Raw genomic sequence first — 14,234 nt, 5'->3', positions numbered from 1 at the left:
AGAGCTCGACGCCCCGTCAGAGCAGCCGGCTGCGCCGCTGCCGCAGGGCGTCGAGTTCTTTAACCGCTGATCCGTGCGCCGGGAAGAGTTGCGGGGATCCGCGCGTTGCACTGCGCATGTCGTCGACGAGCAGCATCACCGCCCCCTCCCGTGCCTCGATGGATCTGACCGAGTCGGCGCGCGCCGGCTGGGAGGCGTGGCTCCTGCGCCGCGCCGCCCGCGTCACGGGCCCTCGCGGCGACCTCGCCCTGGTCGAGACCCGCTGGCTGGAGCCGGGCGAGAGCGTCGACGACGAGACGGCCCTCGCCGGCCACGGGCCGACCGCCACGCTCACCCGCATGCGCCGCCCGAGCCTGGACACCGGCGAGGAGGAGTACGGCTACCGCGTCTGGGACGCGGCCTCGGAGGCGATCCGCGGGTTCGACGCGATCGAGACCTTCCCGTTCGACGCGGCCTGGGTGCTCGAGGCCTGGTTCGAGCCGGTGGGCGAGGAGCGGACGATCCCGTTCGAGCACCTGCGCGACAACGGCGCGACCCGCGACCTGGTCGTGCCGGGCGACATCACCTTCTCGCTCGTCGACGACGGCCGGGCCCGCGAGTACACGGTCGCGGCCTTCGACGACGGCGGCACGCTGCTCGTCCCGTTCGGCGACCCGACGAACCGGAGCGACGACCCCGAGCTGGCGAGCTACCCGGTAGGTCGCTTCCTCGTCGTGCAGCGCCTGGGCGGCGCGGCCGACGCCGGGACACCCGGCCCCGTGCTGCTCGACTTCAACCGCGCCTACATCCCGCCGTGCGGCTTCTCGCCGCACTACAACTGCCCGCTGCCTCCCGCGCAGAACCGCCTCTCGGTGCCGGTGACCGCCGGCGAGCGCCGCGTGCGCAGCGCCGCCGCGGCCTGATGCCGCGGCCCGGGCGCCTCGGTCGTCGCGGCAGCTTCTGGGTCTCGACCCTGGTGCTGGCGCTCTGCCTCTGGTCCAGCGGCTCCCCCTCCGTGCTCTACCCGAGCTACGCGCGGGAGTGGGATCTCTCGCCGGTCGTCGTCACGACGGTCTTCGGCGCCTACCCCGTCGTGCTGCTGCTCGCCCTGCTCGTGGTCGGTGACCTGTCGGACGTGATCGGGCGCCGGCGGACCATGCTGATCGGCATCGGGCTGATCTCGGTGTCGGCGATCGCGTTCTCGCTCGCGGACGGGGTCGCACTGCTCTACGTCGGCCGCGCCCTGCAGGGTCTCGGCACCGCGCTGGCCCTGGGTGCGGCGAGCGCCTCCCTCGTCGACAACAACGTCTCGGGTAACCCCCGGGTGCCGTCGTCGCTGACGACCGTCTCCACCGCCGCCGGGCTGACCCTGTCGCTGCTGCTCTCGGGCGCCCTCGCCCAGTACGCCCCGCTCCCCCTGCAGCTCAGCTTCTGGGTGCTCGCCGCGGTCGGCCTCGCGACCCTCCTGCTGCTGGCCGCGAGCCGCGACGACCGGCCGAGCGGTGCGCGCCGGTGGCGTCCTCGCCTCCCCCACGTGCCGTCCGGCCTGCGGATGGCGTACGCCTCGGCGACGCTCGCCGTGACCGTCGCCTACGCGGTGGGCGCGCTGGTGCTCTCGCTCGGGGCCGAGATGGTGCGCGAGCTCACCGGCACCACGGATCTGCTCGTCACCGGCTCGGTGCTGGCGCTCTCGGCGCTCGTCATCGGTGCGACGGCGCTCGCGATCCAGAGGGTGCACGCGCACGTGGCGATCATCGCGGGAGCTCTCATCGCGATCGTCTCGCTCGGGCTGCTGGAGTGGACGGCCGCGAGCGGCTCGCTCCCGCTGTTCTTCGCCTTCGCTGCGGTGAGCGGCATCGGCTACTCGCTCAGCTTCTCGGGCGGGCTCGCGCTGGTCGGCCGGGTCGCGCCCGTCGAGCACCGCGGCTCGATGATCTCGGCCGTCTACCTCCTGAGCTACCTCGGCCAGGCCCTCACGGCGATCACGGCGGGGGCGCTGGCCACCGGGCTCGGCCTCGAGGCCTCGATCGATCTGGTCGCCCCCGCGGTGGCGATCGTGTGCGTGTCCGCCGCGGTCGTGGCGGTCGTCGACCTGCGGAGGCGGCGCTCCGCCGTTCTCGTCAGCGCGTGAGCGCCGCCCGGCGGGCCACGAGCTCGTCGAGCAGCACGCGCTCGTCGACCGCGGCCGCCCGTCCTCCGCGGCCCGCGATCTGGTGCTGGCGGAGGTGCGCGAGGCGCGTCGCCGTGCGGATGAAGCCCGTCATCGCGCGGGGGCGGTCGCTGCCCGCGGTCCGCGCCCAGCGCAGGGCGGTCCGGCGCCCCTCGGCCGTGCCGATCATCCGGACCTCGGCCGGCGAGAGCCAGCCCGCGGCCGCGTAGTCGCCGAGCCGCTCGAGGGTGAGTGTGCGCTCCCGACGGCGCAGCAGCACGACCACGATCACCGCGACGACGAACAGCGGCACCTGGACGACTCCGTAGAAGCCGAACCAGTCGGCGACGAGGAACGACGAGCCGTTCCACAGCGCGTGCAGGAACGCGGCGAGCGCCAGACCGAGGAGCGCGATCGGCACGGCCGCCGCGGCGCGTCTGCTCGCCGCGAAGCCCAGCGCCGCTCCCGTGCACGCGGTGAACAGCACGTGGGCGAACGGCGAGAGCACCCCGCGGAGGAAGAACGTGACGGCGAGCGAGCCGAGACCGCCCTCGACCAGCGCGCTGCCGAAGTAGAGGATGTTCTCGACGAAGGCGAAGCCCGAGGCGACGACCGCGGCGTAGACGATGCCGTCGACCGGCCCGTCGAACGAGCGGCGCCAGATCAGCAGCACGAGGAGCACGCCGAAGCCCTTGGCGGTCTCCTCGACCAGCGGCGCCTGGATCACGGCGCCGACGAAGTCCGACTCGCTCGGCTGCGCTCCGGAGGCGTAGACCGCGATCTGCACGCCGAGGTCGACCAGGAGGGCGATGGCCACCGAGCCGGCGGCGCCCCAGAGGAACGCGAACCACAGGCCGAGCGGCGCCTCCGGCTCCCAGCGGTCGACCCAGCGGACCCCGAGGAGCACGAGGGTCAGCGGGACGAGCGCGATCACGGCGCAGACCGCGGCGGCGCTCACGCCGAGGCCGAGGACGACGTAGGCGAGGACGAGCAGCAGCAGGACGCCGAGCAGCGCGACGCCGACGGCGCCGAGCACGGTCGGCACGACGGAGGGGCGGGCGGGCGGAGTCGGCGGCGGGTAGGCGCTCATGGGGTCCGAGAGTAGGGCACGGGCGCGGTCCGTCCCCGGCGCTTGACACGGCGGAGCGCCGGTGCGCCCGCGGACCGGACACCCGTGTCCGATTCCCGCGATCGGACCGCCCCCGCGCGTGACAGGCTCGACGCATGCCCGCCGATCCGCTGTTCGAGGAGCGCTACCGCGCCGTCGCCTCCCGCGACTCCCGCTTCGACGGCCGCTTCATCACCGGCGTGCACTCGACCGGGATCTACTGCCGGCCGAGCTGCCCGGCGACCACGCCTCAGCGGAGGAACGTCCGCTTCTACCCGACCGCCGCGGCCGCGCACGAGGCCGGTCTCCGCGCCTGCAAGCGCTGCCTGCCCGACGCGGTGCCCGGCTCCCCCGAGTGGAATCTCCGCGACGACACCGCGGCCCGCGCCATGCGGCTCATCGCCGACGGAGTCGTCGACCGCGAGGGCGTCGAGGGGCTCGCCGCGCGGCTGGGCTACGGATCACGGCACCTCGGCCGCATCCTGCGGGAGGAGCTGGGCGCGCCTCCGCTCGCCCTCGCCCGCGCGCAGCGGGCGCAGACGGCCCGGCTGCTGCTGACCGGGACCGGGCTGCCGGTCTCGGACGTCGCCTTCGCGGCCGGGTTCACGAGCATCCGCCAGTTCAACGCGACGCTCGTCGAGGTGTACGAGCGCACCCCGAGCGCCCTGCGCGCGTCGGCTCGCGGCGACCGCTCCGAGACCGAGGCGACGGCCGGGGCGACGACGCTGCAGCTGCGGCTGCCCGTGCGCGCGCCGTTCGACGCGGGGGTGCTCGCGTTCCTCGGCGACCGGGCGGTCGCAGGGCTCGAGGAGGCGGCGCCCGGCGTCTACTCGCGCGCGCTCACGCTCCCCGGCGGGCCGGCCCTCGCGCGACTCGAACTCGACGGCGAGGTGGTGCGCTGCACGGCGACCCTCGCCTCGCTCGCCGACGCGGGGCCGCTCGTCGCCCGCGTGCGCCGGCTGCTCGATCTCGATGCCGACTCGCGGGCGATCGACGAGGCGCTGGCCGCCGACCCCGCGCTCGCTCCCCTGGTCGCCGCGACCCCGGGAATCCGACTGCCCGGGTCGGTCGACGCCGACGAGACCCTCGTGCGGACCCTGCTCGGGCAGCAGGTCTCCGTCGCCGCCGCCCGCACCGCGCTGGGCCGCCTCGTCGAGGCCCTCGGAGACGAGCTGCCGCCCGAGATCGCGACCGGCGCGATCACCCGCTCGTTCCCCGCGGCCGCCGTCATCGCCGAGCGCGGGGCGGAGGTGCTGCGCGGCCCCGCGCGCCGGGTCGACACGGTGCTCCGCGTCTGCGCGCTGCTCGCCGACGGGGCTCTGCGGCTGGACGCGGGCGCGAGCCGCGACGAGCTGGCCGAGCACCTGCTCGCCGTGCCGGGGATCGGGCCGTGGACGGCCGGCTACGTCGCGATGCGGGTGACGGGCGACCCCGACGTGCTGCTGACCGCCGACCTCGCCCTGCGCTCCGGAGCGGCGGCCGTCGGGCTGCCGACGCAGGCCCGGGCGCTCGCCGAGCGCGGGCGGAGCTGGGCGCCGTGGCGCAGCTACGCGGGGATGCACCTCTGGCGGGTCGCCGCCCTGCGGGCCGGCGGCCGGGCGGACTAGCTCCCCGGCGGGACGACCGGGATCGCCGCGGTCATCGCCTCGATCCCCGAGAGGCGCGCGGGCGAGATCAGCCGCAGGACCTCCTCCCTGGACATCAGCCCGGCCTCGACGACGAGATCGGCCACGTTGCGGCCGGTCGACAGCGCCGCCTTGGCGAGGGCGGCGGAGGCGGTGTAGCCGATGCTCGGGGTCAGCGCCGTCACGACTCCGACCGACGAGGCGACCATCGCCTCGAGGCGGTCCTCGTTGGCGGTGATGCCGTCGATGCAGTTGACGCGGAGGGTGAGGCAGGCCTGCGTCATCCAGGTGATGCTCTGCAGCAGCGAGTGCGCGATGACCGGCTCGAAGGCGTTGAGCTGCAGCTGGCCCGCCTCGGCGGCCATCGTGACGGTGACGTCGGCGCCGGCGACCGAGTACGCGACCTGGTTCACCACCTCCGGGATCACCGGGTTCACCTTGCCCGGCATGATGCTCGACCCCGCCTGGCGCGGCGGCAGGTTGATCTCGCCGAAGCCCGCCTGCGGGCCGGAGGAGAGCAGCCGCAGATCGTTGCAGATCTTGGACAGCTTGATCGCCGAGCGCTTGAGCGCACTCGAGAACGACATGAACACGCCGGTGTCGCTCGTGGCCTCGACCAGGTCCTGCGCCATCTCGAGGTCGAGATCGGTGATCTCGTTGAGGTGGCGGACCGCAGCGGCCCCGTAGCGCGGATCGGCGGTGATCCCGGTGCCGATGGCGGTGGCTCCGATGTTGACCTCGGCGAGGAGCCAGATGGTCTCGGAGAGGCGCGCGTGATCCTCGCCGAGCGTGGTGGCGAAGCCGTGGAACTCCTGGCCCAGCGTCATCGGGACCGCGTCCTGCAGCTGCGTGCGGCCGACCTTGAGCACCTGGCCGAACTCGACCGCTTTCTGCGAGAACGACTGCCGGAGCAGGGCGAGCTCGTCGAGCAGGCGCCGGAGCGACCAGGTCATCGCGATCTTGATCGCCGTCGGGTAGACGTCGTTGGTCGACTGGCTGCGGTTGACGTCGTCGAGCGGGTGCAGGAAGGCGTAGTCGCCCTTCGGGTGCCCCGCGATCTCGAGTGCGACGTTGGCGACGACCTCGTTCGCGTTCATGTTCGTGGAGGTGCCGGCTCCGCCCTGGATCACGCCGACGACGAACTGGTCGTGGAACTCGCCGTCGATGATGCGACGGCAGGCGGCCTCGATCAGCTCGGCCTTCGCGGGCGAGAGACTGCCGATCTCGGTGTTGGCGCGCGCGGCGGCGAGCTTGACCGTGACGAGCGCCTTCACCAGATCGGGGTAGATCGAGATGGGCCGCTTCGAGATCGGGAAGTTGTCGAGGGCGCGGGCGGTGTGGATGCCCCAGTACGCGTCGGCGGGGATCTCGAGCGAGCCGAGGGAGTCGGTCTCGGTGCGGACGGCGGGGGCGGGCTCCGCCGCGTCACCCGGTGCGGTGGTGGTCAGGTCGCGTCCTTCCGGCTGGTCGTCGGGGAGGGTGCTCGTGGCGAGGGTCACGTCAGCTCCGTTGCTGTCGTCGTGCGGCCCCGGGAGTGCAGGGGGTCCGCGAACTGCTCCTTCCAGCCTACGCCGCGGGCCTGCCCGCTCCCGGGACGGGGAGCGGTGCAGGCGATGGTGCGATCTGCAGGCGATGAGGGGGGTCGACGAGTCATGCGGAGAAAGGCTCGTTCGAGGTCTCCCGCAGACCGCATGAGAGCCGGCAGACCGCACCTCAGCAGTCCACCTGCGTCATCTTGGAGTCCTCCGAGCCTCCCACGAGCCATTGGCCTGGTCATCGACGTGTGAAGCGAGACAGGAGCGGTCCATTCTGAGGTCGACGGCCGGAAGTGGCCGCCTTCTCGAATGGATCGGACTCCTCATGCTCGTCCTGCTGCTCGCCCTCGCCGTCCTCACGACCGTCGGGCTGCTCCTCCTCGTCCGCGCGGTCGACCGCGACGGGTACCGTCCCGTCGCGGTCGATCCGCAGTACGACAGCCGCGGAGGCGACTCCTGACTCAGTCGACCCGGTCCGGCTCCGGGATGGTCGGGGAGGCGTGCAGACCGCCGCTCAGCGCGTACTCCTCCTCGGGCGAGAGCACGAGGCGCTTGCGGCCCCAGACGGCGAATCCGATCAGGATCACGACGTAGACCACGGCGATGCCGACGATCGCGGGCTGGAAGGCCTCGTTCAGCAGGAATCCGAAGAAGATCAGCACGTTGATGAGCCCCGCGATGACCGCACCGGGCACGCCCCACGGGCTGAGGTAGGGCCGGGAGGCGTTCGGGAACCGGCGGCGGAGCAGCACGAACGACACCATCTGCATGAAGTAGGCGATGACCGCGCCCCAGACCGCGATGTTGAGCACGACGGCACCGGCGACGGTGTCCGGGTTGATCGCGGTGAGCAGGTCGACGACCACCAGCGCGACGAAGCCGATCACGGCGCCGACCGTCAGCGCGATCCACGGAGTCTGGCGCTTGCCGGTCAGCGAGAAGACGCGCGGGTAGTAGCCGGCACGCGACAGCGAGTACATGTTGCGTCCGTAGGCGAACATGATGCCCTGGAGCGAGGCGAGGAGACCGATCAGCGCGAACAGGGCCAGCACCGCCGCGGCTCCGTCGCCGACCATCGCGCGGAAGCCGTCGAGCAGGGGCTCGGCCGAGACGCCCATGTCCTCGGAGCCGATCAGCGCGGTGTTGAGGAACAGCACGAGCAGGCCGGTGACGATCAGGGTGCCGCGGGCCCAGAAGCCGGCGCGCGGGATGTCGCGGACGGGGTCGTGCGCCTCCTCGGCCGCGAGCGGCAGCTCCTCGATGCCCAGGAAGAACCACATCGCGAAGGGCAGCGCGAACAGGATCGGGATCACTCCGTGCGGGAGGAACTCGCTCTGACCCGCATCGGGGGCGATGTTCCAGAGGCTCGACCAGTCCAGAGCGGGCGAGAACAGTGCCATCACCGAGAACGCCAGCAGGATCGCGATCGAGACGATCGACACGACGATCGCGAAGCGGAACGAGATGGCCGCTCCGGCCGAGTTCAGCGCGACGAACACGATGTAGAGGACGAGCCACCAGATCCACATCGCGCCGGAGAGGTCGAAGCCGAGCAGCTCGCTCGTCACTCCGTTCGCGTACTGCGCCGAGAAGAAGACGACGACCGCGGTCGTCGCGACGTACTCGATCGTCTCGGCGAGCCCGGTGACGAGACCGCCCCAGGGGCCCATGGCCGAGCGGGCGAAGGAGTAGGCGCCTCCGGTGTGCGGCATGGCGGCCGACATCTCGCCGATCGAGAAGATGAGGCCGTAGTACATCACCACGAGGATCGCGAAGGCGATGAGCATCCCGCCGAAGCCGGCGAAGGCGATGCCGAAGTTCCAGCCCGAGAAGTCGCCCGAGATGACCGCCGCGACCGCCAGGCCCCAGAGGCCCCAGACTCCCGCCGAGCGGCGCAGGGTGCGCTTCTCGAAGTAGCCCTCCTCGGCCTTGCGGTAGCTCACGCCCGCGGTGCTCGTCACGTTCGCGGAGTCGGGGCTCTTCGTGCGCGCCCTCCCCTCAGCGCTCCGGGGCGGGGACTTCGGGGCGTCGGACTGCTGGGTCATCGGGTCTCCTCGGGTCGTCGCGACCGAGCATAGGGACCTCAATGGACGCTGTGAAGGCCAATGGCGTTTCGGGGAGGTAAAACCGTCGGCGGACGCCGCTTGCTCTGGCGCGCGGGTCACCCGCCCGCCCGTCGCGCCTGTGGTCTAATGGTCCCCGATCCGACCTTGCGCCTCCTCTCGGCCGACCGGCGGAGCCAGCACCCGGAGGCAGACGATGAGCACAGCCGGCACCGATCCGACGACGAAACGGGGCATGCTCACGCTCGAGCGCCTCGACGAGCTCATCGCCGCGGGCGAGATCGACACCGTCATCGTCGCCTTCACCGACATGCAGGGGCGCCTGGTCGGCAAGCGCATCTCGGCGCGCCTGTTCCAGGACGACGTCGCCGAGCACGGCGCGGAGTGCTGCAACTACCTGCTCGCGGTCGACGTCGAGATGAACACCGTGGCCGGCTACGCGATCTCGAGCTGGGAGCGCGGCTACGGCGACATGGCGATGGTCCCCGACCTCTCGACCCTCCGGCTCGCGCCCTGGCTGCCCGGGACCGCGATGGTGACGGCCGACCTCACCTGGCTCGACGAGGCGCCGGTCGGCGAGGCACCGCGGCAGATCCTCCGCGCGCAGCTCGACCGCCTCGCCGCGCGCGGTCTCGAGGCGCTCGTCGCGACGGAGCTGGAGTTCATCGTCTTCGACGACTCCTACCGCGACGCCTTCAAGAAGGGCTACCGCGAGCTGACTCCGGCGAGCGACTACAACATCGACTACGCACTACTCGCCTCGACGCGGATGGAGCCGCTGATGCGCGACATCCGCGTCTCGATGGAGGGCGCCGGCCTGTACTGCGAGGGCATCAAGGGCGAGTGCAACTTCGGCCAGCAGGAGATCGGCTTCAAGTACGACACCGCGCTCGTCACCTGCGACAACCACTCGATCTACAAGTCGGGCGCGAAGGAGATCGCCGACAAGCACGGCAAGAGCCTGACCTTCATGGCCAAGTTCAACGAGCGCGAGGGCAACTCGTGCCACATCCACCTGTCGCTGCGCGGGACCGACGGCACTCCGGTGTTCGCCGACGCCGAGGGCGAGCACGGGATGTCACCGCTGTTCCGGCACTACCTCGCGGGGCAGCTCGCCGCGATGCGCGAGTTCACGCTCTTCTTCGCGCCCAACATCAACTCGTACAAGCGCTACGTCGACGGCTCCTTCGCGCCGACCGCGGTCGCCTGGGGGCTCGACAACCGCACCTGCTCGCTCCGCGTCGTAGGTCACGGCCCGGGGCTGCGCGTCGAGAACCGCGTGCCGGGAGGCGACGTCAACCAGTACCTGGCCGTCGCCGCCCTCATCGCGGCGGGTCTGCACGGCATCGAGAACGAGCTGGAGCTGGAGGAGGTCTGCACCGGCAACGCCTACAGCTCCGGAGCACCGCGGGTCCCCACGACGCTCCGCGAGGCGGCCGACCTGTTCGAGCACTCCGCCCTCGCGCGGGCCGCCTTCGGCGACGAGGTCGTCGACCACTACGTCAACAACGCGCGCGTCGAGCTCGCGGCGTACGACGCGGCGGTGACCGACTGGGAGAGGGTGCGCGGATTTGAACGGCTCTGAGGCCCCGGCCGCGCCGCGGCCGATCATCGGGCTGACCACGTACCGCGAGCGCGCGGTCTCGGGCGTCTGGGACGTCGAGGCGTCCTTCCTCCCCGCGAACTACATCGACTCGGTGACGCGGGCGGGCGGCGTGGCGCTGCTGCTGCCTCCGCAGCCCGCCTCGGCCGAGACGGCGCGCGCCGTCGTCGACCGGCTCGACGGGCTGATCGTCTGCGGCGGCAAGGACATCGACCCCGCCCGCTACGGCCAGGAGCCGCACCCCGAGACCGACGCTCCCCGCCCCGAGCGCGACGCGTGGGAGGACCACCTCGTCACCGCCGCGCTCGAGAGCGACACCCCGTTCCTCGGCATCTGCCGCGGCGCCCAGCTGCTCAATGTGAGCCTCGGCGGCACCCTGCACCAGCACCTGCCCGATCTCGTCGGCGACCGCCGCTACCAGGCGGGCGGCGGCGTGTTCTCGCACGTCGACGTCGCGGTCGAACCGGAGTCGCGGCTGCGCGGGCTCCTCGGCGAGGACGCGGTCGTCGCGCAGGTCTACCACCACCAGGCGGTCGACCGGGTGGCCGACGGCCTCGAGGTCGCCGCGCGCACCGCCGACGGCACCATCGAGGCGCTCGAGGTGCCCGGGCGGCGCTTCGCCCTGGGCGTGCAGTGGCATCCGGAGGAGGACGCCTCGGACGCCCGCCTCTTCACCGGTCTCGTCGCCGCGGCACTCGCCCGGCGCGCCGCCCTCGCAACGGAAGCATCACACGCATGAGCACGCAGTCCCTCGTCGACCCCTCGACCGGCACCGCCTTCGACGAGATCGCGCTCGTCGACCTCGCCGGCGTCGACACCGCGATCGCCCGGGCGGCCGTCGCGCAGCGCGGCTGGGCCGCCCTCGCCCCCGTCGACCGGGCCCGCGCGCTGCGCCGCTTCGCCGCGGCCGTGGACGGCGCGATCGAGGAGCTGGCCGCGCTCGAGACCCGCAACTCCGGCCACCCGATCACCCAGGCCCGCTGGGAGGCGGGGCACGTGCGCGACGTGCTCGAGTACGCCTCCGCCGCTCCGGAGCGGCTGCTCGGCGCGCAGATCCCCGTCGCGGGCGGTCTCGACGTGACCGTGCACGAGCCGCTCGGCGTCGTCGGCATCATCACCCCCTGGAACTTCCCGATGACCATCGCCTCGTGGGGCTTCGCTCCGGCGCTCGCCGCGGGCAACGCCGTGGTGCTGAAGCCGGCCGAGTGGACTCCGCTGACGAGTCTCCGCCTGGCCGAGCTGGCGCTCGAGTCGGGGCTCCCGGAGGGTCTCTTCCAGGTGCTGCCCGGCCGGGGCGACGTCGTCGGCGAGCGCTTCGTGACGCATCCGCTGGTCCGCAAGGTGGTCTTCACCGGATCGACCCGCGTGGGCAAGCGGGTGATGGCGGGTTGCGCCGAGCAGGTGAAGCGGGTGACCCTCGAGCTCGGCGGCAAGAGCGCGAACATCGTGTTCGCCGACTCCGACCTCGAGCGCGCGGCGGCCACCGCCCCGTACGGAGTGTTCGAGAACGCCGGGCAGGACTGCTGCGCGAGGAGCCGCATCCTCGTCGAGAGGAGCGTCTTCGACCGCTTCCTCGAGCTGCTCGAGCCCGCGGTGCAGGGCGTCGTCGTGGGCGATCCGCGCGAGGAGGCGACCGAGATGGGTCCCCTGGTCTCGGCGGCGCACTACGAGCGCGTGGCGTCCTTCGTCCCGGAGGAGGCGCCCGTCGCGTTCCGCGGCTCGGCTCCCGCGGGCTCCGGCTTCTGGTTCCCGCCGACCGTGCTGCTGCCCTCGAGCGAGGACGCGGTGTGGCGGGAGGAGGTCTTCGGGCCGGTCGTCTCGGTGCTGCCGTTCGACGACGAGGCCGACGCGGTCCGGCTCGCCAACGACTCCGACTACGGCCTCTCGGGCTCGATCTGGACCCGCGACCTCGGCCGCGCGCTGCGGATGTCGCGGGCGGTCGAGAGCGGCAACCTCTCGGTCAACTCGCACTCGTCGGTGCGCTACTCGACGCCCTTCGGCGGCTTCAAGCAGTCGGGACTCGGACGCGAGCTCGGGCCCGACGCCGCGCTGGGCTTCACCGAGACCAAGAACATCTTCTTCGCGGCCGACTGAGCCGCGACTCCCCCGCACCTCTGCACCTCTGCACCTCTCTCGAAAGGCCGACCATGGCGATCCCCCCTCTCGACACGACCCCGCTCGACCTCGGGCAGCGCCTCGCCGGCAAGGTCGCGGTCGTCACCGGAGGCGCGAGCGGGATCGGCCTGGCCACCGCGACGCGCTTCGTCCGCGAGGGCGCACGGGTCGTCATCGCCGATGTCGACCAGGCGCGCGGCACCGAGGTCGCCGAGGCGCTCGGCGGCCTGTTCGTGAAGGTCGACGTGACGAGCGAGGCCGAGGTGGACGCGCTGTTCCAGGCCGCCGTCGACGCCTACGGCTCGGTCGACATCGCCTTCAACAACGCGGGGATCTCGCCCCCCGACGACGACTCCATCGAGATCACCGAGCTGCCCGCGTGGGAGCGCGTGCAGGACGTGAACCTGAAGTCGGTCTACCTCTGCTGCCGCGCGGCGCTGCGGCACATGACGAAGCAGGGCAGCGGATCGATCATCAACACCGCGTCGTTCGTCGCGGTGCTCGGGTCGGCCACCTCGCAGATCAGCTACACGGCGTCCAAGGGCGGCGTGCTGGCGATGAGCCGCGAGCTCGGCGTGCAGTTCGCGCGCCAGGGCATCCGGGTCAACGCGCTCTGCCCCGGACCGGTGAGCACGCCGCTGCTGCAGGAGCTGTTCGCCGCGGATCCGGTGCGGGCCCAGCGCCGCCTGGTGCACATCCCGGTCGGCCGCTTCGCCGAGCCGGAGGAGCTCGCCGCCGCCGTCGCGTTCCTCGCGAGCGACGACGCCTCCTTCATCACCGGGTCGACCTTCCTCGTCGACGGCGGCATCTCGTCGGCCTACGTGACTCCGGAGTGACCGACAACGGGCTCGGGACGACGGGCGGCGACGGCGACGTCTCCGCCCCCGCGGCGAGCGCCGAGGAGGCGGTGCTGCGGCCCGTCCGGACCGGCAACTCCTTCGAGGAGACCGTGCAGCGCCTGATGCAGACGGTGAAGCTCGGGCTCGTGGCGCCGGGCGAGCGGCTGCCTCCGGAGCGCGAGCTCGCCGCGCGGCTGGGGGTCGGGCGCGACACGGTGCGCGACGCGATCTCGTCCCTGGCCGACGCCGGATTCCTCAGCGTCCGGCGCGGACGCTACGGCGGCACGTTCGTGGCCGACGAGCTGCCGGCGGAGGTGCCGGGGCGCCGCGGCTTCGACCGCGCCGAGATCGACGACGTGGTGGGGCTGCGCGAGATCCTCGAGGGAGGAGCGGCCCGGCTGGCGGCGGCCGCCGACCTCACCGCGGCCGACCGCGGGCAGCTCTTCCAGGCGCTCGCCGACGTCGAGGCGGCGAGCCCCGAGGACTACCGGCGGCTCGACTCCCGGCTGCACCTCGCGGTCGCGGAGCTGGCGGGCGTCCCGTCGCTCCTGCCGCTCGTGGCCGAGAGCCGGATGCGCGTCAACGCGCTGCTCGATGACATCCCCCTGCTGCCGCGCAACATCGCCCACGCCGACGAGCAGCACCGGGCCCTCGTCACAGCGATCCTGACCGGACGCGCCGACGAGGCCGAACGGCTGATGTCGGAGCACGTGCAGGCCTCGGCGGCGCTGCTGCGCGCCTTCCTGGCGTGAGGGGTCAGCGGTAGTCGCTGCCCGACACGAGGGCGATGAACGGGATCAGGAGGCCGAAGAACAGCAGCCCGACCACGATGAGGAGGGCGATTCCCGTCATCACGGCGTTCAGGACGATGCCCCAGATCGCGAGCGTGCGGCCCGCCGGCTCGCGGCGGAGGCCGAGGATGCCGAAGACGAGACCGGCGACCGGGGCGATGACGGTGAGGCCGAAGAAGACCGAGGTGACGCCGAGGATGAGGCTGGTGAGCGAGAACGGGGTCGACGGCGCGGGAGTCGCGACGGACGGGGCGGGCGGGGTGCCGTAGGGGGCCTGGGCGCGCTGCGGCTGCGGCTCCGGCGCGGTGAGGACGGCGGTCGTGCCGAGGTCCTCGGTCGGCTGCCGGTCGGCGGGGGTCTGAGCGGCCGGGGTCTGGGTGCCGTCGGTGGTCATGGGGTGCTCCTTCTCGGGGTGCCGGAGTGGTCG

At 72.6% G+C, this 14,234-nt stretch carries 13 protein-coding genes; 9 read left to right on the top strand and 4 right to left on the bottom strand.

Annotation, left to right across the window (positions count from 1 at the left end):
• Window positions 1-158 precede the first annotated feature (158 nt).
• Together GSU68_RS06510 and GSU68_RS06505 are read left to right on the top strand one after the other, a co-directional pair.
• Window positions 159-902: a DUF1684 domain-containing protein gene (locus GSU68_RS06510; protein WP_244259413.1), complete on the top strand. Its 744-nt coding sequence runs from the start codon at window positions 159-161 to the stop codon at window positions 900-902.
• On the top strand, window positions 902-2,110 hold the full coding sequence (locus tag GSU68_RS06505; protein ID WP_159906578.1) for an MFS transporter: 1,209 nt from the start codon (window positions 902-904) through the stop codon (window positions 2,108-2,110). Before GSU68_RS06510 ends, GSU68_RS06505 begins: the two co-directional genes overlap by 1 nt.
• Here GSU68_RS06505 and GSU68_RS06500 read toward each other — a convergent pair.
• Window positions 2,100-3,218, bottom strand: coding sequence for a PrsW family intramembrane metalloprotease (locus tag GSU68_RS06500; RefSeq protein WP_159906576.1), 1,119 nt, complete (start codon window positions 3,216-3,218; stop codon window positions 2,100-2,102). The two genes, GSU68_RS06505 and GSU68_RS06500, sit on opposite strands and share 11 nt — an antisense overlap.
• 134 nt (window positions 3,219-3,352) lie before the next feature.
• Here GSU68_RS06500 and GSU68_RS06495 point away from each other — a divergent pair, with 134 nt between their 5' ends.
• On the top strand, window positions 3,353-4,843 hold the full coding sequence (locus GSU68_RS06495; protein WP_159906574.1) for an AlkA N-terminal domain-containing protein: 1,491 nt from the start codon (window positions 3,353-3,355) through the stop codon (window positions 4,841-4,843).
• On the opposite strand, the gene GSU68_RS06490 is transcribed toward GSU68_RS06495, so the two are convergent.
• Window positions 4,840-6,309 (bottom strand): aspartate ammonia-lyase, encoded by a 1,470-nt coding sequence (locus tag GSU68_RS06490; RefSeq protein WP_159910161.1) that lies wholly within the window; start codon window positions 6,307-6,309, stop codon window positions 4,840-4,842. The two genes, GSU68_RS06495 and GSU68_RS06490, sit on opposite strands and share 4 nt — an antisense overlap.
• A 412-nt stretch (window positions 6,310-6,721) precedes the next feature.
• On the opposite strand from GSU68_RS06490, the gene GSU68_RS20040 reads away from it, so the two are divergent.
• Window positions 6,722-6,856, top strand: coding sequence for a hypothetical protein (locus GSU68_RS20040; protein ID WP_279631057.1), 135 nt, complete (start codon window positions 6,722-6,724; stop codon window positions 6,854-6,856).
• 1 nt (window position 6,857) lies between these two features.
• Here GSU68_RS20040 and GSU68_RS06485 read toward each other — a convergent pair whose 3' ends face one another.
• Entirely contained in the window at window positions 6,858-8,441 is a 1,584-nt protein-coding gene (locus GSU68_RS06485) for an amino acid permease (protein ID WP_159906572.1), read from the bottom strand.
• A 214-nt stretch (window positions 8,442-8,655) separates the two neighbouring features.
• Here GSU68_RS06485 and GSU68_RS06480 point away from each other — a divergent pair, with 214 nt between their 5' ends.
• The 5 genes from GSU68_RS06480 to GSU68_RS06460 are packed head-to-tail and all read left to right on the top strand — an operon-like array spanning window position 8,656 to window position 13,768.
• Window positions 8,656-10,044, top strand: a complete 1,389-nt coding sequence (locus GSU68_RS06480) for a glutamine synthetase family protein (protein ID WP_279631056.1) — start codon at window positions 8,656-8,658, stop codon at window positions 10,042-10,044.
• Window positions 10,031-10,801 (top strand): gamma-glutamyl-gamma-aminobutyrate hydrolase family protein, encoded by a 771-nt coding sequence (locus GSU68_RS06475; RefSeq protein ID WP_159906570.1) that lies wholly within the window; start codon window positions 10,031-10,033, stop codon window positions 10,799-10,801. The genes GSU68_RS06480 and GSU68_RS06475 overlap by 14 nt, the downstream gene beginning before the upstream one ends.
• Complete coding sequence (locus GSU68_RS06470; RefSeq protein ID WP_159906568.1) at window positions 10,798-12,156, top strand: aldehyde dehydrogenase family protein; 1,359 nt, start codon at window positions 10,798-10,800, stop codon at window positions 12,154-12,156. Before GSU68_RS06475 ends, GSU68_RS06470 begins: the two co-directional genes overlap by 4 nt.
• 53 nt (window positions 12,157-12,209) lie before the next feature.
• Window positions 12,210-13,013, top strand: coding sequence for a 3-oxoacyl-ACP reductase (locus GSU68_RS06465; RefSeq protein ID WP_159906566.1), 804 nt, complete (start codon window positions 12,210-12,212; stop codon window positions 13,011-13,013).
• On the top strand, window positions 13,010-13,768 hold the full coding sequence (locus GSU68_RS06460) for an FCD domain-containing protein (RefSeq protein ID WP_348272515.1): 759 nt from the start codon (window positions 13,010-13,012) through the stop codon (window positions 13,766-13,768). The genes GSU68_RS06465 and GSU68_RS06460 overlap by 4 nt, the downstream gene beginning before the upstream one ends.
• A gap of 4 nt (window positions 13,769-13,772) precedes the next feature.
• Here the strand turns inward: GSU68_RS06460 and GSU68_RS19665 are convergent, their stop codons facing one another.
• Window positions 13,773-14,201 (bottom strand): DUF4190 domain-containing protein, encoded by a 429-nt coding sequence (locus GSU68_RS19665; protein WP_208544657.1) that lies wholly within the window; start codon window positions 14,199-14,201, stop codon window positions 13,773-13,775.
• Between the last annotated feature and the right edge of the window lie 33 nt (window positions 14,202-14,234).

Origin of the sequence: Rathayibacter sp. VKM Ac-2759, from assembly GCF_009834225.1 — a bacterium.
GTDB lineage: Bacteria > Actinomycetota > Actinomycetes > Actinomycetales > Microbacteriaceae > Rathayibacter.
This window is presented reverse-complemented; position numbering and strand designations above follow the sequence as displayed.

Excerpts from the sequence above, each read along its gene's own strand:
- GSU68_RS06465 (WP_159906566.1), top strand. The coding sequence starts at position 12,210 with ATGGCGATCCCCCCTCTCGACACGACCCCGCTCGACCTCGGGCAGCGC.
- GSU68_RS06500 (WP_159906576.1), bottom strand. The coding sequence starts at position 3,218 with ATGAGCGCCTACCCGCCGCCGACTCCGCCCGCCCGCCCCTCCGTCGTG.
- GSU68_RS06510 (WP_244259413.1), top strand. The coding sequence starts at position 159 with ATGGATCTGACCGAGTCGGCGCGCGCCGGCTGGGAGGCGTGGCTCCTG.
- GSU68_RS06505 (WP_159906578.1), top strand. The coding sequence starts at position 902 with ATGCCGCGGCCCGGGCGCCTCGGTCGTCGCGGCAGCTTCTGGGTCTCG.
- GSU68_RS06485 (WP_159906572.1), bottom strand. The coding sequence starts at position 8,441 with ATGACCCAGCAGTCCGACGCCCCGAAGTCCCCGCCCCGGAGCGCTGAG.
- GSU68_RS06495 (WP_159906574.1), top strand. The coding sequence starts at position 3,353 with ATGCCCGCCGATCCGCTGTTCGAGGAGCGCTACCGCGCCGTCGCCTCC.
- GSU68_RS06480 (WP_279631056.1), top strand. The coding sequence starts at position 8,656 with ATGAGCACAGCCGGCACCGATCCGACGACGAAACGGGGCATGCTCACG.
- GSU68_RS20040 (WP_279631057.1), top strand. The coding sequence starts at position 6,722 with ATGCTCGTCCTGCTGCTCGCCCTCGCCGTCCTCACGACCGTCGGGCTG.
- GSU68_RS19665 (WP_208544657.1), bottom strand. The coding sequence starts at position 14,201 with ATGACCACCGACGGCACCCAGACCCCGGCCGCTCAGACCCCCGCCGAC.
- GSU68_RS06470 (WP_159906568.1), top strand. The coding sequence starts at position 10,798 with ATGAGCACGCAGTCCCTCGTCGACCCCTCGACCGGCACCGCCTTCGAC.